Source organism: Aeromonas sp. 25-248 (assembly GCF_053005425.1).
Genome location: NZ_JBRKTB010000012.1, coordinates 32,283 through 53,620, shown reverse-complemented (window position 1 = coordinate 53,620; position 21,338 = coordinate 32,283). Strand labels below are relative to the sequence as shown.

The window sequence follows — 21,338 nt, the reverse complement described above, 5'->3', positions numbered from 1 at the left end:
CACATGGCCTTTATTCTTCCCGATCACCCCTTTGATCCGGACCAGCACGACGGCAGCGCCATCGGTATTGCCGCCGCCCTCGGCTGGCACGACTCCGGCCGCCATCAGCACCAGCGCCACCAGCTGCTGTTCGCCCAGGCAGGCTGCATGACCATAGAGCTGGACGATCAGGTCTGCCTGCTGCCGCCGACGCGAGCGGCCTGGTTGCCAGCGGGTCTGCCCCACCGGGTGTTGATGCGCGGAGTTGTGGCCTATCGCTCCCTCTACTTCCAGCCGGAGCCCGCGTTGCCAAACGAGATGGCGGTGCTGGCGGTCAACCCGCTGCTGCGGGAGATCATCGAGCGGATGGCGCTCTGGCCCTGGGACAAGCCGGAAGCAGAGCAAACCTGCACACTGGCATTATTGAAAGAAGAGCTGGCGCAAGCGCCGCGAGAATCCTGGCAGTTGCCGCTGCCGTCAGACGGGCGTCTGACCGGCTGGCTGCAGGAGATAAAGCGGGGTGACACCCTGCCCGATCGGCTCAACCGGCTGGCCGAGCGGGTGGGTGCCAGTGACAAGACCATAGGCCGCATCTTCATGCGGGAGACCGGCATGAGCTACCAGGCCTGGCGCCAGCAGTGGCGACTGCTGCGGGCCATGGAACTGCTGGCCGAAGCCGAGCCCATCAGCCGGGTGGCCGCTGCCCTGGAGTTCGCCAGCGACAGCGCCTTCATCGCCTTCTTCAGGCAGCACACGGGGCAGACCCCCTTGCGCTACCTCAACTCTCGGGATGAGTCGCATCGGCCGAGCTCGCCTCCACCACCAGGGTCTCCAGGGCCAGCGGCTTGAGGTTGTGGATGGCCTCTGCCACCACGTCATGGGAGGCCTGCTGCTGCAAGGCCAGCATTTCCTGCTGCAGGGCGGCGCTGTCCAGCTCGGGTCTGGGGTTCTCGGCGGCCATGGCATTCAGGCTCAGGCTGCTGGCAATCAGGGTAGCGATCAGGATCTTCATCTGGCGTGCTCCGGTGTGGTTGAGATGACCAGATAGCTATTCCAATAGTTGTGCCAGATTTATAACAGCATGATTTTATTGATATAAATAATTTTTTGATGCTGTCATTCCCCTTCCTGAATCGAATGTTGGTTATTTTAAAACCTATAAATGGTTTTTTTTACCACCTCCATCATGGCAACCCTGTTCCACGTGAAACGCCCCGTTTTTTTGATCGACACCCGCTTTTGAAGTGAGCTATGGTGCTAGCTCCCCCCTTAACTGACTCTGGATTTGCCACCGAATGGAATTCTCCTTGTTCGGCGAGAAGTTCACTCGCCACGCCGGTATTACCCAACTCATGGACGACCTCAATCAAGGGCTGCTGAATCCCGACGCCATCATGCTGGGAGGCGGCAATCCGGCCCCCATCCCCGCCATGCTGGAACGCTTTCAGGCCGAGGCCAACACCCTGCTCGACAACGGCGAACTGATCAAGGCCATGGCCAACTACGATGGCCCCCAGGGCAAGGACAGGTTCACCAAGGCGCTGGCGACCCTGCTCAGCAAGGAGCTGGGCTGGGAGATCTCCGCCCGCAACATCGCCCTGACCAATGGCAGCCAGAACGCCTTCTTCTATCTGTTCAACCTGCTGGCCGGCGAGTTCGCCGACGGTCGCAAGAAGAAGGTGCTGTTCCCCCTGGCCCCCGAATACATCGGCTATGCCGACTCGGCCCTCTCGGACGATCATTTCGTCGCCTACAAGCCCACCATCGAGAAGCTGCCCGACGGCCAGTTCAAATACCACGTGGATTTCGAGAGCCTGCAGGTGGGCGACGACATCGGGGTGATCTGTGTCTCCCGGCCCACCAACCCCACCGGCAACGTGCTCACCGACGAGGAGATCGAGCACCTCGATCAGATCGCCCGTGACAAGGGGATCCCGCTGCTCATCGACAATGCCTACGGCGTGCCCTTCCCCGGCATCATCTTCAGCGACGCCAAGCCGTTCTGGAACGCCAACACCATCCTCTGCATGAGCCTCTCCAAGCTCGGCCTGCCGGGCACCCGTTGTGGCATCGTCATCGCCGACGAGAAGATCATCCGGGCCATCACCAACCTGAGCGGCATCATCAATCTGGCGCCGGGCAGCCTGGGTCCGGCCATCACCATTCCGATGATCGAGAGCGGTGACATCATCACCCTGAGCGAACAGGTGGTGAAACCCTTCTACCAGCAGAAAGCCACCTTCGCGGTCCAGCTGCTGCGCGAGGCCATTCCGGATCCGCGCTTCCACATCCACAAGCCGGAGGGAGCCCTCTTCCTCTGGCTCTGGTTCGAAGACCTGCCGATCCACTGCCAGGAGCTGTATGAGCGACTGAAGGCGAAGAACCTGCTGATCGTGCCCGGCCACTACTTCTTCCCCGGCATCGACGACCCCGAGTGGCGCCACAGCCAGGAGTGCATCCGCCTCAACTATGCCCAGAGCGAAGATCTGGTGCGTCGTGGCATCGCCATCCTGGCCGACGAGATCAACGCCCTCTACGCCGGTTGATTCCCCCTTCGGCATGAAAAAAGAGGCCTGCAGATGCAGGCCTCTTTTCTATCAGGTGGTCAGCGATGTTGTTTAACCGGGAAGTGCCAGCTGATCGGGTTTGCCGATGGGGATGGCACGGGGCTTGAGCGCTTCCGGCAGCTCCCGGGCCAGCTCTATGGTCAGCAGACCGTGCTCCAGCCTGGCCCCCTGCACTTCCACGTGCTGGCTCAGCTTGAAGGCGAGCTCGAAGTCCCGCTCGGCGATCCCCTGATGGAGGAATTGGCGCTCGCCCATGGTGGCGACCTTGCGCCCCTTCACCTTGAGGGTGCCATTTTCGGTCTCCAGCTCCAGCTCATTGCGATCGAAACCGGCCACGGCAACCGTGATGAGGTAGCTGTCGTGATCCCGCTTTTCGATGTTGTACGGGGGGTAGGCCGAGGTCTTCTGATCGAACAGGCCTTCCAGCTCGCGGGCCATCCGCTCGAAGCCGACGGCATTGGAATAGAGATGAGAAAAATCGAGGTTACGCATGATCCTATCCTTCTATAAAGCAACAGGGTTTACTCTCCACGGGCCCGCCATCGGCACCCGGGAAACATCAGCAATGCAACGAGGTCAGGCTGTCAGCCGTTGATCTCGATCTTGCGGGGCTTCATCGCCTCGGGCACTTCGCGCACCAGGTCGATGTGCAGCAGACCGTTCTTGAGGTCGGCCCCCTTCACCCGCACGTAGTCGGCCAGCTGGAAGCGGCGCTCGAAACCGCGTTCGGCGATCCCCTGATAGAGGTAGTTGCGCTCGGTGTCGGCCTGCTTGCTGCCCTTCACCGTCAGCAGATTTTCCTGGAAGCTCAGCTCCAGCTCTTCCTGGGTAAAGCCCGCCACCGCCATGCTGATGCGGTAGTCGCTGTCACCCAGCTGCTCGATGTTGTAGGGGGGATAGCCGGCATTGCCATTGCTGGCGGCAGATTCGATGAGAGTGGCCAGACGATCGAAACCGATGGCAGAACGATAGAGCGGAGAAAAGTCGATAGAACGCATAGTATTACCCTCTTGTGAGCGATAACGGATTGTTTGCCCTCCTGATGGACGGGCGCCTGGTCGAAACCTCTGTCGAGCGTTCCGGCCTTGTTATCTATATAGGGGCCAGCATTTGGCTTTCAAGGGGTAAAAACAAAAGAAATGCAGGCCATCAAGAATGGCCCGATTAGATCGATAATAGGCCTGCGGGCCACTCATGATCCGTCCCTCATCCCTCCATACTGGCCGTGTCCCCAACGAGAAACCGGAGCACGCCATGAAGATTACCCAGGTTCGCAACGCCACCCTGCTCATCCACTACGCAGGAACCCGCTTCCTCATCGACCCCATGCTGGCCCCCAAGGGGAGCTACCCCGGCTTCGAAGGCATGGCCAACAGCCATCTTCGCAACCCCCTGGTCGATCTGCCGCTGCCCATGGCGACCCTGCTGGAGGTGGATGCGGTGATTGTCACCCATGACCATCTGGATCACTGGGACGATGTCGCGAAAGCGAAGATCCCCAAGCACCTTCCCCTGTTCGTGCAGCATCAAAAAGATGCCGACACCATGAGGGGATGCGGCTTCGAGGATGTGCGCCTGCTGGGCGAGGTCGGCGAGTTCGCCGGCATCCGCCTGCAACAGACGGAAGGCCGACACGGCAGCGATACCATCATGGCCCTGCTGGGGGATCGCCTTGGCGAGGTCAGCGGAGTGGTCTTCTCCCATCCCGCCGAAAAGACCCTCTATCTGGCCGGCGACACCGTCTGGAATGCCCAGGTTGAACAAGCGCTGCACCGGCACCAACCCGAGGTCGTCGTCCTCAACTGCGGTGATGCCCAGGTGACGGGTCTGGGCGCCATCATCATGGGCAAGGAGGATGTGGCCGCCGTCTATCAGGCCGCCCCGCAGGCCACCCTGATCGCCAGCCACATGGAGGCGGTCAATCATGCCCTGCTGTCCCGGCGGGAGCTGCGCGACTACCTGGACAGCCAGGGGATGGCCGCCCGGGTACGGGTGCCCGAGGATGGCGACATCATGGTGCTCTGAGCGAGGGGCCGGGCACCACATGGCTCTTCGGCTTTCTGTTGCTGCCCCGTATGATGGGGATCCGAGTGCAAAGGAGTTTGCCACCATGCCCCGTCCTCTCATCGTCGCCGTCATCACCTTCGATCGCTTCAGCCCCTTTCACTGCTCGGTGCCCTGCCTCATCTTTGGCGACAAGATGATGCCGGGCCAGTCGTTGTTCGAGCTGAGACTCTGCGCCGGGGATGACACGCGGCAACCCGCCTCCTCCCAGGGCTTTCGCATGGAGGCCGACTATGGCCTGGAGGGTCTGCTGGAGGCGGATATCATCATCATCCCCTTCTGGCGCGATCCGGCCGAGCGCCCCGCCCAACCCCTGCTCGATGCCCTGGTTGCCGCCCGGATCAGGGGAGCCCAGATCGTGGGGCTCTGTCTCGGCACCTATGTGCTGGCCTATGCCGGCCTGCTGGACGGGCGCGGTGCAGCCACCCACTGGGAATTTGAGCAGGAGTTCGTCCAGCGCTTCCCCCGGGTGCGGCTCGATACCAATGCCCTCTACGTCGACGACGACGGGCTCATCACCTCGGCTGGCACCGCCGCCAGCCTGGACTGCTGCCTCTATCTGGTTCGCCAGCATCACGGCAGCCAGATTGCCAACAAGCTGGCCAGGCGGCTGGTGGTGCCTCCCCACCGGGAGGGTGGCCAGGCCCAGTTCATCGAGCAGCCGGTACCCGCCACCACCCGGGATGCCAGGATCAACCAGCTGTTCGATCACCTGCGCCTGCACCTGGCCGCGCCCCACACCCTGGACAGCCTGGCGGAACATTGCATGATGAGCCGACGCACCTTTAGCCGCCGCTTCCAGCTCGCCACCGGTCTCTCCCTCGGGGAGTGGCTGATGGCGGAGCGCCTGCGCCGCAGCCAGACGCTGCTGGAGTCCAGCTCCCACACCGTGGAACGCATCGCCGAACTGGTGGGGCTCGGGTCCGCCACCATATTGCGCAAGCACTTTCGCGCCCGCTTCGGGGTGTCGCCGCGGGAGTGGCGCCGCACCTTTCGCGGTGACAGAGTCTAGGTCCCTCATGTTTCACGTGGAACGCGCCCTCTTCCCTGCCCCAGAAAACAAAAAGCCGCTCACGAGGAGCGGCTTTTGATGGTTGTCGGACCGTCTGATTAGACGTCGAGGTTGGCAACCCGCAGGGCGTTGGTCTCGATGAAGTCGCGACGGGGCTCTACGGCGTCACCCATCAGGGTGGAGAAGAGCTGGTCTGCGCCGACCGCGTCGTCGATGGTGACACGCAGCATGCGACGGGCTTCCGGATCCATGGTGGTTTCCCACAGCTGCTCCGGGTTCATCTCCCCCAGCCCTTTATAGCGCTGGATGTAGATGCCACGCTTGCCTTCACCCATCAGCCACTCGACCGCTTCAACGAAGCTGGCGACCGGCTTCACCTTCTCGCCACGCTTGATGTAACCGCCTTCCTCGATCAGGTTGGCGATCTCCTTGCCCAGGGAGACCAGCTGACGGTACTCGGAGGATTGCAGGAAGTCATAGCTCAGCGGATATTCACGGTCGACCCCGTGCTGGCGTACCACGGCGTGGGGCACGAACAGGCTGCGCTCCTCGTCGCGGCGTACCTGCATCTGGTACTGGATACCGTGGTTGCTCTCGTTGAGCACGGCTTCCATGCTCTGGCACCAGGTCTGCAGATCGCTCTCGCTGGCCAGCAGGGTTTCGTTCAACTCAGGCTGATAGATCAGCTGGGTCAGCACGGCTTCCGGGGCGCGGCGGGACATGCGGGTGATGAGGTGAGTCACGGCGCGATGCTGGTTGACCAGACGCTCCAGCGCCTCGCCACCGATGGCCGGGGCAGACTCGTTGACGTGCAGGGTCGCACCGTCCAGCGCCATGGCGGTCTGGTACTGCAACAATGCATCTTCGTCTTTCAGGTACTGCTCCTGCTTGCCCTTCTTCACCTTGTAGAGCGGCGGCTGGGCGATAAAGACATAGCCACGCTCGATGATTTCCGGCATCTGACGATAGAAGAAGGTCAGCAGCAGGGTACGGATGTGCGCACCATCGACGTCCGCATCCGTCATGATGATGATGTTGTGATAGCGCAGCTTGTCCGGGTTGTACTCGTCGCGACCGATGCCACAGCCCAGGGCGGTGATCAGGGTACCCACCTCCTGGGAGGAGATCATCTTGTCGAAACGGGCCTTCTCCACGTTCAGGATCTTGCCCTTGAGGGGCAGGATGGCCTGGTTCTTCCGGTTGCGACCCTGCTTGGCGGAGCCGCCAGCAGAGTCCCCTTCCACGATGTAGAGTTCGGAGAGCGCCGGGTCTTTCTCCTGACAGTCCGCCAGCTTGCCGGGCAGACCGGCGATATCCAGCGCGCCCTTGCGGCGGGTCAGTTCGCGGGCCTTGCGGGCCGCTTCACGGGCACGGGCCGCATCGATGATCTTGTTGACCACGATTTTGGCGTCGCCCGGGTTTTCCAGCAGGAAGTCGGCCAGCTTCTCACCCATGGCCTGTTCCACGGCGGTCTTCACTTCGGACGAGACCAGCTTGTCCTTGGTCTGGGAGGAGAACTTAGGGTCAGGCACCTTGACGGAGATAACGGCAATCAGACCTTCACGGACGTCGTCACCACTGGCGGCGGACTTGGCCTTCTTGCTGTAGTCCTCCTTGTCCATGTAGTTGTTCAGCGTCCGGGTCAGCGCGGTACGGAAGCCCACCAGGTGGGTACCACCATCCCGCTGCGGAATGTTGTTGGTGAAGCAGTAGACCCCTTCCTGATAGGCGTCGTTCCACTGCATGGCGACTTCGACACCGATTCCGTCCTGCTCTGTGGTGAAGTGGAACACCTTGGGGTGGATCGGGGTCTTGTTCTGGTTCAGGTACTCGACGAAGGCCTTGATGCCCCCTTCGTAGCAGAAGTGCGCCTCGCGGCCATCACGCTCGTCCATCAGACGGATGGAGACGCCGGAGTTGAGGAAGGAGAGCTCGCGCAGACGCTTGGCCAGGATCTCGTAGTGGAACAGAGTATCGCTGAAGATGGTCGGGCTCGGCCAGAAGCGGACTTCGGTCCCGGTGCCGGTGCTGTCACCAATCTGCTTGAGGGGTGCCTGCGGCTCGCCCAGGTGATAGGTCTGCTCGTAGACATGACCGTTGCGGCGGATGGTCAGCAGCAGCTTGTCGGAAAGCGCGTTCACCACGGAGACGCCCACACCGTGCAGACCGCCGGACACCTTGTAGGAGTTGTCATCGAATTTGCCGCCGGCGTGCAGCACGGTCATGATGACTTCGGCGGCCGAACGACCCTCTTCCGGGTGGATGTCCACCGGAATGCCGCGACCGTTGTCGCGCACGGAGACGGAGCCGTCGGAATGGATCTTGACCTGGATATCGGAGCAGTAGCCAGCCAGAGCCTCGTCGATGGAGTTGTCGACGACCTCGAACACCATGTGGTGCAGGCCCGATCCATCGTCCGTATCGCCGATATACATCCCCGGGCGCTTGCGGACCGCATCCAGGCCCTTGAGCACCTTGATATTCGAGGAGTCGTAAGTATTTTCACTCATAGCTTACTCTCTGCCTTCTCTAACGTTTCGGAGATCTTGCCTTGTTCCACGTGGAACAGCTTGCAGTCACTCGCATCCATCATGTCTGCGAGCTGACCGGTATCGATGGCGGTGATGAACACCTGGGACGCGCACTGCTTCAGCCTTGCGGCCAGCAGACGACGTTTGTCGACATCCAGTTCAGAGGCAAAATCATCAATTAAAAAAATACAGCCGCGGCTGCTATGTTGATTCAAATAGAGCCCTTGGGCCAGCCGCATGGCACAGACCAGCAACTTCAGCTGACCCCTGGACAAAATATCCTGCGCGGGCACGCCGTTCGCCTTGAGCCGCACGTCCGCCTTCTGCGGACCGACCCCAGTGTACCCCAGCGAACGATCCCGTTCGAACCCCGCCTCCAGCAATGCATCGAGGGGAGTGTCTTTTTCCCAGCCTCGATAGAATCCAAGACTGATATCGAACTCCGGCAGAAAATCTGCCGTCATCTCCTTGATCAGGGGCGTAATGGCCTGACAATAACTGGCGCGAAACCCCGCCAGCTCGCCACCCAGTCGCACCAGCTCCTGATCCCAGAATGCCAGTTGACGATACTGGGTGCTCTGGCGCAGCAAGGCATTGCGCTGCTTCAGCAGCCGACGCACCCGCCCCCAGAGGGAGAAGAAGGTCGGCTCCTGATGGAAAACACCCCAGTCGAGCCAGGCCCGGCGAGCCTGGGGCCCACCGGTCAGCAGGCTGAAACCATCGGGGTGGATCAACTGTACCGGCAACAGCTCCGCCAGATCGGCCAGGCGCTGGGCCTGGGCACCGGCGATCTTGAGCTGGGTTTCGCCCCCCTTGTCCTTGGCAAGCCCGATGGGCACCTGACGCCCCTCCAGCTCGCACTGGGCAAACAGGGTAAAGGCCCGCTCGCCCTGGCGGATGACCCGCCCGGTCAAATGGGTACGAAACGAGCGGCCGAGACCAAGGTAATGAATGGCTTCCAGCACGCTGGTCTTGCCGCTGCCGTTGCTCCCGACCAGGATATTGAGGCCGGGAGACAGCGCGAGACTGGCGTGCTGAATGTTGCGAAAGTCGCTGAGCTGGAGTTTGACCAGGGACACGACTAGATCCGCATCGGCATCACCACGTACTGGGCATCTTGGTTCTCAAAATCCTCAATAATGGCGCTGCTGATGGAATCGCTCAGGCTGATCCGGATTTGGTCACATTTTAACGTATTCAACACGTCCAGCACATAGGAGACGTTGAAGCCGATCTCCATCTCGCCAGCGGCGTATTGTACGTCAAGCAGCTCTTCGGCTTCTTCCTGTTCCGGGTTGTTGGCGGTGATGCGCAGCAGGTTTTCCTGCAGATTGAGACGCACCCCACGGAATTTCTCGTTGGAGAGGATGGCGGCACGGGCAAAGGCCTGGCGCAGATCCTCGCGACCGGCGATCAGGGCCTTGTCACTCCCCCGGGGGATGACGCGGCGCCAGTCCGGGAAACGGCCATCCACCAGCTTGGAGGTGAAGATGAAGCCATCCAGAGCGGCACGCAGGTTGCTGCGGCCCACTTGCAGCCGTACCGGCTTGTCTTCCGCTTCCAGCAGGCGCACCAGCTCCAGCACCCCTTTGCGCGGCAGGATGACCTGATGATCGGGCAGCGATTCCCCCACCACCTCGCGGCGGCAGGTGGCCAGCCGGTGACCGTCCGTCGCCACGGTACGCAGGCCGTGACCTTCGCTCTCGAACAGCATGCCGTTCAGGTAGTAGCGCACGTCCTGGCTCGCCATGGAGAACTGGGTCGCGTCGATGAGTTTTTTCAGCTCCAGCTGGCTGATGTCGAACTCGAGCACGGATTCCCAATCCTCGATGTTCGGGTATTCGGTCGCCGGCAGGGTCGACAGGTTGAAGCGGGAGCGGCCGGAACGGATGATGAGGCGCTCTCCCTCGGTGCTGAGGCGGATCTCCGCCCCCTCCGGCAGACCGCGACAGATGTCCAGCAGCTTGCGCGCCGGCACTGTGGTGCGGCCATCCTGGCTGTCGCTGTTGAGATAGACCTGTCCGATCATCTCCACCTCGAGATCGGTCCCGGTCAGCGACAGCAGGCCATTGCTGACATCGAGCAGGACGTTGCCGAGGATGGGCAGGGTCGGCCGGCCACCCAGGGCACCGGACACCAGTTGCAGGGGACGTAACAGGGCCTCACGGCTAATTTCGAGCTGCATCTGTGCTCTCCGTTGTTATTGGGAGGAAAGGATTCGGATCAGGCTGGAACATGCAATCTGCATCTGTGCACTCCGTTCCGTTATCAGGAAGAAAGGGTACGGATCAGGTTGGAATAATCTTCCTTGATGTCGTGACTCTCTTCCTTCAGCTGCTCGATCTTGCGGCAGGCATGAAGAACCGTGGTGTGGTCACGGCCACCAAAGGCATCCCCTATCTCAGGCAAGCTGTGGTTGGTCAGCTCCTTGGCCAGCGCCATCGCCAGCTGGCGCGGGCGGGCAACGGAACGGGAGCGACGCTTGGAGAGCAGATCCGCCAGCTTGATCTTGTAATACTCCGCCACCGTCTTCTGGATGTTGTCGATGGTGACCAGCTTCTCCTGCAAGGCCAGGAGATCGCGCAGCGCCTCGCGCACGAAGTCGATGTTGATGGCGCGGCCGGTGAAGTTGGCATTGGCGATCACCCGGTTGAGGGCACCTTCCAGTTCACGGACGTTGGAGCGAAGTCGTTTGGCGATGAAGAAGGCCACTTCGTCCGGCAGGTGGATCTGGTTCTCGTCCGCCTTGCGCATCAGGATCGCCACCCGGGTCTCCAGCTCGGGCGGTTCGATCGCCACCGTCAGGCCCCAGCCGAAGCGGGACTTGAGACGATCTTCCACCCCGTTGATCTCTTTCGGATAACGGTCCGAGGTCAGGATGATCTGCTGGTTGCCTTCAAGCAGGGCGTTGAAGGTGTGGAAGAACTCCTCCTGGGAGCGCTCCTTGTTGGCGAAGAACTGGATGTCATCGATGAGCAGGGCATCGACGCTACGGTAATAACGCTTGAACTCTTCAATGGCGTTATTCTGCAGCGCCTTCACCATGTCCTGCACGAACCGTTCGGAGTGCATGTAGATGACTTTGGCGTCTTTCTTGCGATCCTTGATGGCATTGCCAACGGCGTGCAGCAGGTGGGTCTTGCCAAGGCCAGTGCCGCCATAGAGGAACAGCGGGTTGTAGGCACCACCCGGATTGTCGGCCACCTGACGGGCGGCCGCACGGGCCAGCTGGTTGGACTTACCCTCGACGAAATTCTCGAAGGTATAGTTCACGTTGGTGTTGCTCTTGTGGTTTGGCTCGGGCTTGTTTTCGGCCTTGTTTTCCCAGCTCTTGGGAGAGTTATTCACAGGATCGACACCACGGGCCGGCGCCCTGGCGACCGCGACGGGATGAGGGCGATTGCCGATATCAAAACGCAGGGTGGGAGCGTCGGCTCCGCACAGCTCGTTGATGATGCCGTTGACCCGGAGCAGGTACTTGTCGCGTACCCAGTCCAGAACGAAGCGGTTCGGTGCATACAGGGTCAGAGTATTGTCACTCAACTCCGCTTGAAGCGGCCGGATCCACATGCTGAATTCTGCCGAGGGCAACTCATCTTGCAGCCGGTTAAGGCACTGCTGCCATAGCGAAGCAGTCACTCTAGACTCCCGTCAATTGATTAAGTAAAGACCGGCTATTCTACGTTTTTAGTGGCCGGATCTCCAGTTGCTGCCGCACGGATCCAGCAAATAAGATCCTTGACTTTCAAGGATCCAACGCCCCAGGATCCCATTTCATCCCCAAAGTTACCCACAGCCGGATATCGGCAATGTGGACAGAATGGCGCGCTGCAACCATAGTTATTTTATATAACCAAATATCATTTATTTTTTATATTTTATTCCAATAACATCAGCGCCAACCCGTGATTACAACTAAAAATACTGCACTACAGAGAGAGGAATCCCCATGAAATCCACCATCAAACTGATTTCCGGCGCCGCCATTCTGCTGGCCAGCCTGTCCGGCCAGGCCATCGCCCAGGAAACCATCAAGGTCGGCATGTCCGGCAAATATTTCCCGTTCACCTTCGTCAAGCAGGACAAGCTGCAGGGCTTCGAGGTGGACATGTGGAACCAGATCGGTGAGCGCACCGGCTACAAGGTCGAGTTCGTGACCGCCAGCTTCTCCGGCCTGTTCGGCATGCTGGAAACCGGCCGCGTTGACACCATCTCCAACCAGATCACCATCACCGACGAGCGCAAGGCCAAGTACGCCTTCTCCCAGCCCTATGTCTATGACGGTGCCCAGATCGTGGTCCGCAAGGGCAACAACACCATCCACGGCATCAAGGACCTGGAAGGCAAGAAGGTCGCCGTCAACCTGGGCTCCAACTTCGAAGAGCTGCTGCGCAAGAACGACCCCAACAAGAAGATCGATATCCGTACCTATGACTCCGCCTTCGAGCAGGATGTCGCCCTGGGCCGCATCGACGCCTTCGTGATGGACCGCGTCTCCACCGCCCAGCTGATCAAGGAATCCAAGCTGCCGCTGCAACAGGCCGGTGCACCGTTCGAAACCATCGAGAACGCCCTGCCCTTCCTGAAGACCCCGGAAAAGCAGGCCGTGCTGAAGAAGGTTGACGATGCCCTCACCGCCATGCGCAAAGACGGCACCCTGACCAAAATCTCCGAAAAATGGTTCGCAGCGGACATCACCAGCAAATAAATGATGGAATTTGACCTCGAGTACACGCTAGGGCTGTTTCCCATCCTGCTCAAATACCTGGGCACCACGATGGAAATGGCCCTGTGGGGATTCGTATTGGCACTCGTACTGTCGCTGATCCTGGCGATAGTACGGGTGTTTCGCGTTCCCGCACTTCACTGGCTGGCGATGCTGTATATCTCGTTCTTCCGGGGTACACCGCTGCTCGTCCAGCTGTTCCTGCTCTATTACGGGCTGCCGCAGCTCTTCCCCATCTTCGTGGGGATGGATGCCTTTACCGCCGCCATCATCGGCCTGACCCTGCACTTCGCCGCCTACATGGCCGAGTCGATCCGGGCAGCCATTCTCGGCATCCACAAGAGCCAGATGGAAGCCGCCCTCAGCATCGGCATGAGCCGGCTGCAGGCGATGCAGCGGATCATCCTGCCCCAGGCGGCCCGCATCGCGACACCATCGCTGATGAACTACTTCATCGACATGATCAAGAGCACCTCTCTGGCGTTTACCCTGGGAGTGGCGGAGATCATGGGCAAGGCCCAGATGGAAGCGGCCTCCTCCTTCAAGTTCTTCGAGAGCTTCATGGCGGTGGCGCTGATCTACTGGGTGGTGGTCATCTTCTTCACCCGCTTGCAGCATCTGCTGGAAGTGCGGCTGAACCGTGCTTATTAAAGGAGGCCTGTCATGATCAACCTAACGGGTCTCTCCAAGGCCTATGACGGAAATCAGGTGCTCAACGGCATCGATCTTGAGGTAAAGAAGGGGGAGATTGTCGTCATCATCGGCCCCTCCGGTACCGGCAAGTCGACTCTGCTGCGCTGCCTCAACCTGCTGGAAACCCCGGATGCAGGGCGGCTCGTCATCGATGACCTTGCCGTGGATCTGGCCAAGGCCAGTGACCAGCAGGCCATCGAACTGCGCAAACGCGCCTCTTTCGTGTTCCAGAACTACGCTCTGTTCGCCAACAAGACGGCGCTGGACAACATCGCCGAGGGGCTGATCACCGTCTGGAAGCAGCCGAAGGCGGAGGCTCGTGCCACTGCCCTGGGCATCCTCAAGGACATCGGCCTCGCCGAGAAACAGGATGCCTACCCGGCCTCCCTCTCCGGCGGCCAGCAACAGCGCGTCGGCATCGGCCGGGCCATGGCGGCCCACTCCAAGGTGATCCTGTTTGACGAGCCCACCTCCGCCCTCGATCCCGAGTGGGTCGACGAGGTGCTGGGCCTGATGAAGCAGCTCGCCCGCCAGCACCAGACCATGGTGGTGGTGACCCACGAGATCGAGTTTGCCCGTGATGTCGCCGATCGGGTTATCTTCATGGAAGGAGGGCGGATCGTGGAGCAGGGCCCGCCGGATCAGATATTGGTCGATCCGCAGGATCCCCGTACCCGGGAGTTCCTGCGCAAAGTACTTAAATAGCTCTCTCTTTGGCGGCCTGGCCGCCTTTTTTCTTGAGGGATCCTTGTTTAACCCCGGGTTGCCAGTATAATTCGGGGCCCTTGATCCTCCGGATCCTGCCAGATTATCCCGCTCGGTCGACGAACGGGGCGAGATGGAAAGGAACGGCGGATTGACGAGAAGCTGAACTCTGTTTAGAATTCGGCCTCTTTTGCTAGTCGTCACACGCTATAGCTGGCGCGTCGGCTAAGTGTGACAATCAAAACTGTACAGAAATACGGAATCGAATCATGAAACGTACTTTTCAACCGTCCAACCTGAAGCGCAAGCGCTCTCACGGTTTCCGCGCTCGCATGGCTACTGCCAACGGCCGCAAAGTTCTGGCCGCTCGTCGTGCCAAGGGTCGTGCCCGCCTGGTAGTCTAATGCCTACCCAGCACACCTTCTCTCGGGAGTTACGTCTGTTAACTCCCGAACACTTCAAACGCGTTTTCGCCGAGCCTGTCCGGGCCGCTTCTCCGCAAATTACGCTTCTTGCTTGCCCCAACTCCCTCGAACACCCCCGTCTTGGCCTCGCCGTGCCCAAAAAGGCGCTCAAGCGTGCCGTCTGGCGCAACCGTGTAAAACGAGTGGTTCGGGAAAGTTTTCGCCTCAATCAAGCCAATCTGCCCGCTATCGACATCGTCGTGATCGCCAAGGGTGGCGTGAAGGAGATGGACAACGAAGCGCTGTTCAAGTTACTGGAAAAGCTATGGCGCACTCTGTCACGCCGTTGCAATGGGTAGCAATCAAACTGATACGCCTGTATCAGCTAATCATTAGTCCCCTGCTCGGGCCGCGCTGCCGTTTCACCCCGACTTGTTCCCAATTTGCGATAGAAGCAATCCGACTTCACGGTTTCATAAAAGGCGTTTGGTTAGCCAGCAAACGTCTATTAAAATGCCATCCCTTATCCGAGGGTGGTTATGACCCGGTTCCGCAACCAAAGCGAAGAAACTGAAGACTATGGAATCACAACGCAATTTACTCCTGATCGGTTTGCTGTTCGTGAGCTTCTTGCTCTGGCAACAGTGGGAGTCCGACAAGGCTCCGAAGCCGGCCCCGACTACCGTGGCCCAAACCGAACATTTCGTACCTGAAGCCGGTCAGACCGGTGATATTCCTCAGGTTTCCGAGCAAGCAAATGGTAACGCCGCGCGCAAGCTGATCACCGTCTCCTCCGACGTGCTCAAATTGACCCTGGACACCCAGGGCGGTGACATCGTCTCTGCCGAGCTGCTGGCCCACAAGCTGGAAGAAGGCAAGGAACAGCCGTTCACCCTGCTGACCAGCCAGCCTGCCCACCTCTATGTGGCCCAGAGCGGTCTGGTCGGTCGCAATGGTCCGGACAGCCAGGCCCAGGGTCGTCCCACCTATGAAGCCGCCCAGACCAGCTATCAGCTGGCTGACGGTCAGGATCAAGTCGTCGTTCCGATGACCTGGACCGACAGCAAGGGTGTGGTCTTCACCAAGGAGTTCGTGCTCAAGCGCGGTGATTACGCCGTGGGCGTCGACTACAAGATCGACAACAAGTCTGCCGAGCCGGTCCAGGTACAGTTCTACGGTCAGCTGAAGCAGACCATGACCACGCCGAAGGATCAGGAAGGTCATGCCATGGTGGCCAGTGCCTACCGTGGTGGTGCCTTCTCCAGCGAAGACTCCCGCTACAAGAAGTACACCTTCGACGAGATGAAGGATGCCGACCTGAACAAGACCACCCAGGGTGGTTGGGTCGCCATGCTGCAGCACTACTTCGTCTCTGCCTGGGCCCCGAATGCCAACGACACCAACAGCTTCTACAGCCGCGTGATCCCGGGCAAGGACCAGGCCATCATCGGCTACAAGGCGCCGCTGGTTGACGTCGCTGCTGGCCAGCAGGCCGAAGTGAGCGGCAAGCTGTGGATCGGTCCCAAGCTGCAGGATCAGATGGCCAAGGTGGCAAACCACCTGGATCTGACCGTCGACTATGGCTGGCTCTGGTTCATCGCCCAACCGCTGCACTGGCTGCTGACCGTGTTCCACGGTTTCGTCCAGAACTGGGGTCTGGCCATCATCATGCTGACCCTGCTGGTGCGCGGCATCATGTTCCCGCTGACCAAGGCCCAGTACACCTCCATGGCCAAGATGCGCATGCTCCAGCCCAAGCTGGCTGCGCTCAAGGAACGCTTCGGTGACGATCGTCAGAAGATGTCCCAAGGCATGATGGAGCTGTACAAGAAGGAGAAGGTCAACCCGCTGGGCGGCTGCCTGCCCATCCTGGTACAGATGCCCATCTTCATCGCCCTCTACTGGGCACTGATGGAGTCTGTCGAGCTGCGCCACGCGCCGTTCGCCCTGTGGATCACCGACCTGTCGGTGAAGGACCCCTTCTTCGTGCTGCCAATCCTCATGGGTGCCTCCATGTGGTATCTGCAGAAGATGAGCCCGACCACCATCACGGACCCGATGCAGCAGAAGGTGATGCAGTTCATGCCGATCATCTTCACCTTCATGTTCCTCTGGTTCCCGGCAGGTCTGACTCTGTACTGGCTGGTGAGCAACGTCATCTCCATCATCCAGCAGACCATCATCTATCGTCAGCTGGAGAAGAAAGGCCTGCACTCACGCAACTGATGCGCAGCCCATCTTTCCTGATGACAAAAGAGGCGGCCTTCGGGCCGCCTTTTTTATTACAATGTCCCCCACCCTCTTACTCATTCAGCCAACCAGCGAGTCAAGCAAGATGACAACAGATACCATCGTGGCCCAGGCCACCGCCCCCGGCCGTGGCGGCGTCGGCATAGTCCGCGTCTCCGGCCCTGCCGCCGAGCGGGTCGCCGAGATAGTGCTCGGCAAGCTCCCCAGGGTGCGTTATGCCGAATATCTGCCGTTCAGGGACGAGCAGGGCCAGGCGCTGGATCAGGGCATCGCCCTGCTGTTCAAGGCCCCCAACAGCTTCACCGGCGAAGACGTGCTGGAGCTGCAGGGCCATGGTGGCCCCGTCATTCTCGACATGCTGATCCGCCGCATCCTGCAGATCGACGGCATCCGCCCCGCCCGCCCGGGCGAGTTCAGCGAGCGCGCCTTCCTCAACGACAAGCTGGATCTGGCCCAGGCCGAGGCCATCGCCGATCTCATCGAAGCCTCCAGCGAGCAGGCCGCCCGCAGCGCCATGCACTCCCTGCAGGGGCAGTTCTCCGGCAAGGTTCAGCAGTTGGTGGAGAGCCTCACCCGGCTGCGCATCTATGTGGAAGCGGCCATCGACTTCCCGGATGAAGAGATCGACTTTCTCTCCGACGGCAAGGTGGCGGGTGACCTCTACGCCATCATGTCCGAGCTGGACGACGTGCGCGGCGAGGCCAAGCAGGGTGCCCTGCTGCGAGAGGGGATGAAGGTGGTGATCGCCGGTCGCCCCAACGCCGGCAAATCGAGCCTGCTCAACGCCCTCGCAGGCCGCGAGTCCGCCATCGTCACCGAGATCGCCGGTACCACCCGCGACGTGCTGCGCGAGCACATCCATCTGGATGGCATGCCGCTGCACATCATCGACACCGCGGGCCTGCGCGATACCCAGGACAAGGTGGAACAGATCGGCATCGAGCGTGCCTGGGCCGAGATCGAACAGGCCGACCGGGTGCTGTTCATGGTGGACGGCACCACCACGGATGCCGTCGATCCCCACGACATCTGGCCGGAATTCGTTGATCGGTTGCCAAAAAACATCGGCCTCACCGTGGTGCGCAACAAGGCGGACCTGACCGGCGAGGATCTGGCACCGAGCCAGGAGCAGGGCCACGCCGTCTATCGCATCTCCGCCAAGACCGAGCTGGGGCTGCCCGCACTGCGCGAGCACCTCAAGGCCTGCATGGGCTTCCAGGGCAATACCGAGGGGGGCTTCATGGCCCGCCGCCGCCACCTGGACGCACTGGAGCGTGCCGCCGAACGGCTGCTGGTAGCCAGGGAGCAGCTTGAGGTCTATGTGGCTGGCGAACTGGTGGCCGAGGAGCTGCGCCTGGCCCAGGAGTCCCTGTCCGAGATCACCGGCGAGTTCAGCTCCGACGATCTGCTGGGCCGCATCTTCTCCAGCTTCTGCATCGGCAAGTAAGCCCGCTGAGCAGGCAATGAAAAGCCCGGGTTCATCCCGGGCTTTTTTTGTGCGCTTTTCATCCACCAACCTAGAGGCGGCGCAGGCACCACATGAAGTAAGCACCCCCTAACAGGGTGGAGACCAGACCGACGGGCACCTCCTGGGGAAAGAGGATTTGCTGGCCGATCCAGTCCGCCGACACCATCAGCAAAGCACCACAGCCTGCGGCGCCGAGCAGGTGCCAGCGCGCCCTCACCAGCCCCATCAATCTGGCCAGGTGCGGCGCCAGCAGACCGGCAAAGGAGAGCGGGCCTATCACCATGGTGGCACTGGCGGTGAGCACGGCCACCAGCAGCAGGATGGTGAGCTGGGCACGGCCGAGATGGATCCCCAGAGCCGTCGCTACCGCCGGCCCCATGGGCATGATATCGAGCCAGCGGCTCACCAGCAGGCAGGCAGCCAGCATCAGCAGCGCCAGCACCACCAGGGCAAGGGCCACCGGCTGGGTGACGTAATAGGTGGAGCCGGACATCCAGGAGAGCAGTTGCTGCACCCGCAGGTCGCCGTTGGCCAGGGCGATGGCCTGCAACGGCTCGAACAGCGCCGTGATGGCGATGCCAGACAGCAGTATCCGCTCCGGCTGGAAGCCGTTGCGCCGGTTGATCAGCACCAGCAGCAACAGGCAGGCGAAGGCGCCCACCAGCCCCCCCAGCAGCATCATGGGCAGCGGCAAGGCGGGCAGCAACAGGGCCGCTGCAATCACCCCCATGAAGGTGCCACCGCTCACCCCCAGCAGTTCGGGGCTCGCCATGGGGTTGTTGCTGACTCGCTGTAACAGGGTGCCTGCCAGCGCCAGCAACACGCCTGCGGCACCCGCTGCCAGCGTGCGCGGCAAGCGCCACTCCAGCTGGGCCTGCCACCGCAGCCAGCTCGGCCAGCCCCATCCGCCCATCCCCTGCCCAAACAACAGGGAGGCGATCACCACCGCAGCCAGCCCCAACACCATCAGACCGACAAGGCGAGTCGGCGCCGGATGGCGGGCCAACAACAGGGAGGAGTTCGCCTTAGGCGCACTCTGCTTGATGCCAAGACGCGGGATCAGCCAGAGCAGCAGCGGCGCCCCCAACAGGGCCGTCATGGCGCCGGTCGGGATCAGCACAGGCCAGAACCGGCTCAGGGTCTGCAGCAGCAGATCGGTGGCCGCCAGCAACAGGGCGCCGAGGATGGGTGCCCACAGCAGCCGCTGGGCCAGTTTTCTGACCCCCAGCAGCCGCACCATGGCGGGCGCCGCCAGCCCGATAAAACCGATCAGCCCCACCACGCTCACCACGCAGGCGGTGACGAACACGGCGAGACCCAGACCAGCCAGGCGCAGATGCTTGAGGGAGACCCCCAGGCTGCGTGCGCTGGCATCGTCCAGCTCCAGCACTGCCAGCGGGCGCACCAGCACCACCGCCAGCATCGCGGCCAGCAGCAACCGTGGCAGCAGATAGCCGACGCCGCTCCAGCTGTTCTGGGCCAGAGATCCGCTCCCCCACACCAGCAACCCTTTGAGCTCCTCCTGGAAGAACAGCAGCAATCCCATGCTGATGGCGGCCAGATAGAGGTTGATCACCAGCCCAGCAAAGACGATGACCACGGGATTGAGCTGGCGGCGCCAGGCCAGGGCGAAGACCAGCCCCATGGCCAGGCTTCCCCCGGCCATGGCGATCCACTCCCGCCCGATCAGCAGCCAGGAGGGGGCGAGCAGGGTCACCATCATCAGCGCCAGCTGGGCGCCGGAGGCCACCCCCAGGGTGGTGGGCGAGGCCAGGGGATTGCGCAGCACCTGCTGCATCAGGGTACCGGCGAGCCCGAGGGCGGCACCGGCCAGCAGGCAGATGGCTAGGCGCGGCAGCCAGCTGAAATGAACCACCGCCTGGCGGGCATCGTCCAGCTCGGGGGAGAACAGGGCCTGCCACCAGAGCGCCCCCGGCAGTTGACGTGCCAGCTCGGCGCAAGCCAGCCCCAGTGTCAGCACCAACAGGCAGAGACCCGGGCGCAGCAGGGGCGAAGAAAGAGAAGAGCTCATTGATTTGATCCCCCGGTTGCACTGTGGACAGCCTGCTCCCGCAGGGCACCGTCCAGCAGGGTGGCGAAGCGGCGGGCCGCCAATATGCCACCAAAACTCCATGTCGCAGGCAGATGGATCACCGGATTGTTCTGTACCAGCGGGAGATGCTGCCACAATCCAGGCTCCTGAAGTTTTTCACCAACTCCTACGGGCACGGGGTCCACCACCACCAGCCTGGCCTCCGGCATCCCGAGAAACTGCTCCAGGCTCGCGACCGAGAATCCCCAGGCATTGGTCTCTCCCTGCCAGGCGTTGCGAAGGCCGAGGCGCTGCATCACTGCCTCGAACAGGCTGCCATGGCCAAACACCCGCACATGGCGCTCATCGATGAATTGCACCACCAGCAAGGGGGGCAGATCGGCGGGCTGCGCCGCCTGCATCTGTGCCAAATCCAGCTCCAGCGCGGCGAGCTGGCGTTCGGCCTCAGTCTCTTTGTTGACCAGGGCGGCTATGGTCAGGGTCGCTTCCCGCAGTCGCTGCCACAGATCGGTACCCGGTTCATACAGGGCGATGGAGTGCACCGGCGCGATGCGGGAGAGGGTCGGCGCCAGGGGGGCCGCCAGCGGCGAGATCAGAATAAGATCCGGTTTGAGCTCCGCCAGCAGTTCCCGGTTGGGTTGGGCACGCAGCCCGATATCGATCACCTCGGCAGGAAGCTGGGGTTCACCGACCCAGGCGCGATAGGGGGGCACATCCCCCACCGCCATCGGGGTGACCCCCAGAGCCAGTAGGGTCTCGGCTATGGTCCAGTCCACTGTGGCGATGCGGGGCGTGGCGCTGGTGGCGGTGACAAGTTGCCCGGCCTCCCCTGCCAGGGGCAGCAGCAGACTGAGCAGACAGGGCGCCATCTTCAATAAACGGTTCA

At 61.4% G+C, this 21,338-nt stretch carries 21 protein-coding genes; 12 read left to right on the top strand and 9 right to left on the bottom strand.

The window, feature by feature from the left end; all coding sequences use genetic code 11:
- The first annotated feature begins 3 nt into the window (after positions 1-3).
- Positions 4-828: an AraC family transcriptional regulator gene (locus ACVDHI_RS15895; RefSeq protein WP_039040651.1), complete on the top strand. Its 825-nt coding sequence runs from the start codon at positions 4-6 to the stop codon at positions 826-828.
- Here ACVDHI_RS15895 and ACVDHI_RS15890 read toward each other — a convergent pair.
- Positions 758-991, bottom strand: coding sequence for a hypothetical protein (locus tag ACVDHI_RS15890; protein ID WP_041214189.1), 234 nt, complete (start codon positions 989-991; stop codon positions 758-760). The two genes, ACVDHI_RS15895 and ACVDHI_RS15890, sit on opposite strands and share 71 nt — an antisense overlap.
- 283 nt (positions 992-1,274) lie before the next feature.
- On the opposite strand from ACVDHI_RS15890, the gene ACVDHI_RS15885 reads away from it, so the two are divergent.
- On the top strand, positions 1,275-2,525 hold the full coding sequence (locus tag ACVDHI_RS15885) for a valine--pyruvate transaminase (protein WP_039040650.1): 1,251 nt from the start codon (positions 1,275-1,277) through the stop codon (positions 2,523-2,525).
- A gap of 72 nt (positions 2,526-2,597) precedes the next feature.
- Here the strand turns inward: ACVDHI_RS15885 and ACVDHI_RS15880 are convergent, their stop codons facing one another.
- Both ACVDHI_RS15880 and ACVDHI_RS15875 read right to left on the bottom strand, forming a co-directional pair.
- Entirely contained in the window at positions 2,598-3,038 is a 441-nt protein-coding gene (locus ACVDHI_RS15880) for an Hsp20 family protein (RefSeq protein WP_010672292.1), read from the bottom strand.
- A 92-nt stretch (positions 3,039-3,130) separates the two neighbouring features.
- On the bottom strand, positions 3,131-3,544 hold the full coding sequence (locus ACVDHI_RS15875; RefSeq protein ID WP_010672291.1) for an Hsp20 family protein: 414 nt from the start codon (positions 3,542-3,544) through the stop codon (positions 3,131-3,133).
- A gap of 256 nt (positions 3,545-3,800) precedes the next feature.
- On the opposite strand from ACVDHI_RS15875, the gene ACVDHI_RS15870 reads away from it, so the two are divergent.
- Together ACVDHI_RS15870 and ACVDHI_RS15865 are read left to right on the top strand one after the other, a co-directional pair.
- Positions 3,801-4,571, top strand: coding sequence for an MBL fold metallo-hydrolase (locus ACVDHI_RS15870; RefSeq protein WP_339581551.1), 771 nt, complete (start codon positions 3,801-3,803; stop codon positions 4,569-4,571).
- Between the two features lie 85 nt (positions 4,572-4,656).
- Positions 4,657-5,622, top strand: a complete 966-nt coding sequence (locus ACVDHI_RS15865; protein WP_041214184.1) for a GlxA family transcriptional regulator — start codon at positions 4,657-4,659, stop codon at positions 5,620-5,622.
- A gap of 98 nt (positions 5,623-5,720) precedes the next feature.
- Here ACVDHI_RS15865 and gyrB read toward each other — a convergent pair whose 3' ends face one another.
- From gyrB to dnaA, 4 genes are all read right to left on the bottom strand, one after another.
- On the bottom strand, positions 5,721-8,132 hold the full coding sequence (gyrB, locus tag ACVDHI_RS15860; protein ID WP_042879717.1) for a DNA topoisomerase (ATP-hydrolyzing) subunit B: 2,412 nt from the start codon (positions 8,130-8,132) through the stop codon (positions 5,721-5,723).
- Complete coding sequence (recF, locus tag ACVDHI_RS15855) at positions 8,129-9,232, bottom strand: DNA replication/repair protein RecF (protein WP_010672287.1); 1,104 nt, start codon at positions 9,230-9,232, stop codon at positions 8,129-8,131. The genes gyrB and recF overlap by 4 nt, the downstream gene beginning before the upstream one ends.
- A gap of 2 nt (positions 9,233-9,234) precedes the next feature.
- Positions 9,235-10,338 (bottom strand): DNA polymerase III subunit beta, encoded by a 1,104-nt coding sequence (gene dnaN, locus ACVDHI_RS15850; RefSeq protein WP_039040646.1) that lies wholly within the window; start codon positions 10,336-10,338, stop codon positions 9,235-9,237.
- Positions 10,339-10,421: 83 nt separating this feature from the next.
- On the bottom strand, positions 10,422-11,792 hold the full coding sequence (dnaA, locus tag ACVDHI_RS15845; protein WP_039040645.1) for a chromosomal replication initiator protein DnaA: 1,371 nt from the start codon (positions 11,790-11,792) through the stop codon (positions 10,422-10,424).
- Positions 11,793-12,102: 310 nt separating this feature from the next.
- Between dnaA and ACVDHI_RS15840 the strand changes: the two genes are divergently transcribed.
- The 8 genes from ACVDHI_RS15840 to mnmE all read left to right on the top strand — a co-directional run bounded on the left by ACVDHI_RS15840 (position 12,103) and on the right by mnmE (position 18,378).
- Positions 12,103-12,861: an amino acid ABC transporter substrate-binding protein gene (locus tag ACVDHI_RS15840; protein ID WP_039040644.1), complete on the top strand. Its 759-nt coding sequence runs from the start codon at positions 12,103-12,105 to the stop codon at positions 12,859-12,861.
- Positions 12,862-13,530, top strand: coding sequence for an amino acid ABC transporter permease (locus tag ACVDHI_RS15835; protein WP_010672283.1), 669 nt, complete (start codon positions 12,862-12,864; stop codon positions 13,528-13,530).
- Between the two features lie 12 nt (positions 13,531-13,542).
- Positions 13,543-14,277 carry an amino acid ABC transporter ATP-binding protein gene (locus tag ACVDHI_RS15830; RefSeq protein WP_010672282.1) on the top strand — a complete coding sequence of 245 codons (735 nt, stop codon included), beginning with the start codon at positions 13,543-13,545 and terminating at the stop codon, positions 14,275-14,277.
- Between the two features lie 269 nt (positions 14,278-14,546).
- Entirely contained in the window at positions 14,547-14,681 is a 135-nt protein-coding gene (gene rpmH / locus ACVDHI_RS15825; RefSeq protein ID WP_005307156.1) for a 50S ribosomal protein L34, read from the top strand.
- A complete protein-coding gene (gene rnpA / locus ACVDHI_RS15820) occupies positions 14,681-15,040 on the top strand; it encodes a ribonuclease P protein component (RefSeq protein ID WP_010672281.1) in 360 nt (119 codons plus the stop codon). The genes rpmH and rnpA overlap by 1 nt, the downstream gene beginning before the upstream one ends.
- Entirely contained in the window at positions 15,007-15,255 is a 249-nt protein-coding gene (gene yidD, locus ACVDHI_RS15815; RefSeq protein WP_010672280.1) for a membrane protein insertion efficiency factor YidD, read from the top strand. Before rnpA ends, yidD begins: the two co-directional genes overlap by 34 nt.
- Before the next feature lie 5 nt (positions 15,256-15,260).
- Positions 15,261-16,907, top strand: coding sequence for a membrane protein insertase YidC (yidC, locus tag ACVDHI_RS15810; protein ID WP_010672279.1), 1,647 nt, complete (start codon positions 15,261-15,263; stop codon positions 16,905-16,907).
- Between the two features lie 109 nt (positions 16,908-17,016).
- Positions 17,017-18,378 (top strand): tRNA uridine-5-carboxymethylaminomethyl(34) synthesis GTPase MnmE, encoded by a 1,362-nt coding sequence (gene mnmE, locus ACVDHI_RS15805; RefSeq protein WP_010672278.1) that lies wholly within the window; start codon positions 17,017-17,019, stop codon positions 18,376-18,378.
- A 70-nt stretch (positions 18,379-18,448) separates the two neighbouring features.
- On the opposite strand, the gene fhuB is transcribed toward mnmE, so the two are convergent.
- Positions 18,449-20,431 carry a Fe(3+)-hydroxamate ABC transporter permease FhuB gene (gene fhuB, locus ACVDHI_RS15800; protein WP_447212262.1) on the bottom strand — a complete coding sequence of 661 codons (1,983 nt, stop codon included), beginning with the start codon at positions 20,429-20,431 and terminating at the stop codon, positions 18,449-18,451.
- Positions 20,428-21,321, bottom strand: coding sequence for an ABC transporter substrate-binding protein (locus ACVDHI_RS15795; RefSeq protein ID WP_447212277.1), 894 nt, complete (start codon positions 21,319-21,321; stop codon positions 20,428-20,430). The genes fhuB and ACVDHI_RS15795 overlap by 4 nt, the downstream gene beginning before the upstream one ends.
- Positions 21,322-21,338: the final 17 nt, after the last annotated feature.

What these genes read in the sequence shown, in the direction of transcription:
- ACVDHI_RS15895 (WP_039040651.1), top strand. Translation starts at nt 4, where the DNA reads ATGGCCTTTATTCTTCCCGATCACCCCTTTGATCCGGACCAGCACGAC.
- ACVDHI_RS15890 (WP_041214189.1), bottom strand. Translation starts at nt 991, where the DNA reads ATGAAGATCCTGATCGCTACCCTGATTGCCAGCAGCCTGAGCCTGAAT.
- ACVDHI_RS15885 (WP_039040650.1), top strand. Translation starts at nt 1,275, where the DNA reads ATGGAATTCTCCTTGTTCGGCGAGAAGTTCACTCGCCACGCCGGTATT.
- ACVDHI_RS15880 (WP_010672292.1), bottom strand. Translation starts at nt 3,038, where the DNA reads ATGCGTAACCTCGATTTTTCTCATCTCTATTCCAATGCCGTCGGCTTC.
- ACVDHI_RS15875 (WP_010672291.1), bottom strand. Translation starts at nt 3,544, where the DNA reads ATGCGTTCTATCGACTTTTCTCCGCTCTATCGTTCTGCCATCGGTTTC.
- ACVDHI_RS15870 (WP_339581551.1), top strand. Translation starts at nt 3,801, where the DNA reads ATGAAGATTACCCAGGTTCGCAACGCCACCCTGCTCATCCACTACGCA.
- ACVDHI_RS15865 (WP_041214184.1), top strand. Translation starts at nt 4,657, where the DNA reads ATGCCCCGTCCTCTCATCGTCGCCGTCATCACCTTCGATCGCTTCAGC.
- gyrB (WP_042879717.1), bottom strand. Translation starts at nt 8,132, where the DNA reads ATGAGTGAAAATACTTACGACTCCTCGAATATCAAGGTGCTCAAGGGC.
- dnaN (WP_039040646.1), bottom strand. Translation starts at nt 10,338, where the DNA reads ATGCAGCTCGAAATTAGCCGTGAGGCCCTGTTACGTCCCCTGCAACTG.
- ACVDHI_RS15840 (WP_039040644.1), top strand. Translation starts at nt 12,103, where the DNA reads ATGAAATCCACCATCAAACTGATTTCCGGCGCCGCCATTCTGCTGGCC.
- ACVDHI_RS15835 (WP_010672283.1), top strand. Translation starts at nt 12,862, where the DNA reads ATGATGGAATTTGACCTCGAGTACACGCTAGGGCTGTTTCCCATCCTG.
- ACVDHI_RS15830 (WP_010672282.1), top strand. Translation starts at nt 13,543, where the DNA reads ATGATCAACCTAACGGGTCTCTCCAAGGCCTATGACGGAAATCAGGTG.
- rpmH (WP_005307156.1), top strand. Translation starts at nt 14,547, where the DNA reads ATGAAACGTACTTTTCAACCGTCCAACCTGAAGCGCAAGCGCTCTCAC.
- rnpA (WP_010672281.1), top strand. Translation starts at nt 14,681, where the DNA reads ATGCCTACCCAGCACACCTTCTCTCGGGAGTTACGTCTGTTAACTCCC.
- yidD (WP_010672280.1), top strand. Translation starts at nt 15,007, where the DNA reads ATGGCGCACTCTGTCACGCCGTTGCAATGGGTAGCAATCAAACTGATA.
- yidC (WP_010672279.1), top strand. Translation starts at nt 15,261, where the DNA reads ATGGAATCACAACGCAATTTACTCCTGATCGGTTTGCTGTTCGTGAGC.
- mnmE (WP_010672278.1), top strand. Translation starts at nt 17,017, where the DNA reads ATGACAACAGATACCATCGTGGCCCAGGCCACCGCCCCCGGCCGTGGC.
- fhuB (WP_447212262.1), bottom strand. Translation starts at nt 20,431, where the DNA reads ATGAGCTCTTCTCTTTCTTCGCCCCTGCTGCGCCCGGGTCTCTGCCTG.
- ACVDHI_RS15795 (WP_447212277.1), bottom strand. Translation starts at nt 21,321, where the DNA reads ATGGCGCCCTGTCTGCTCAGTCTGCTGCTGCCCCTGGCAGGGGAGGCC.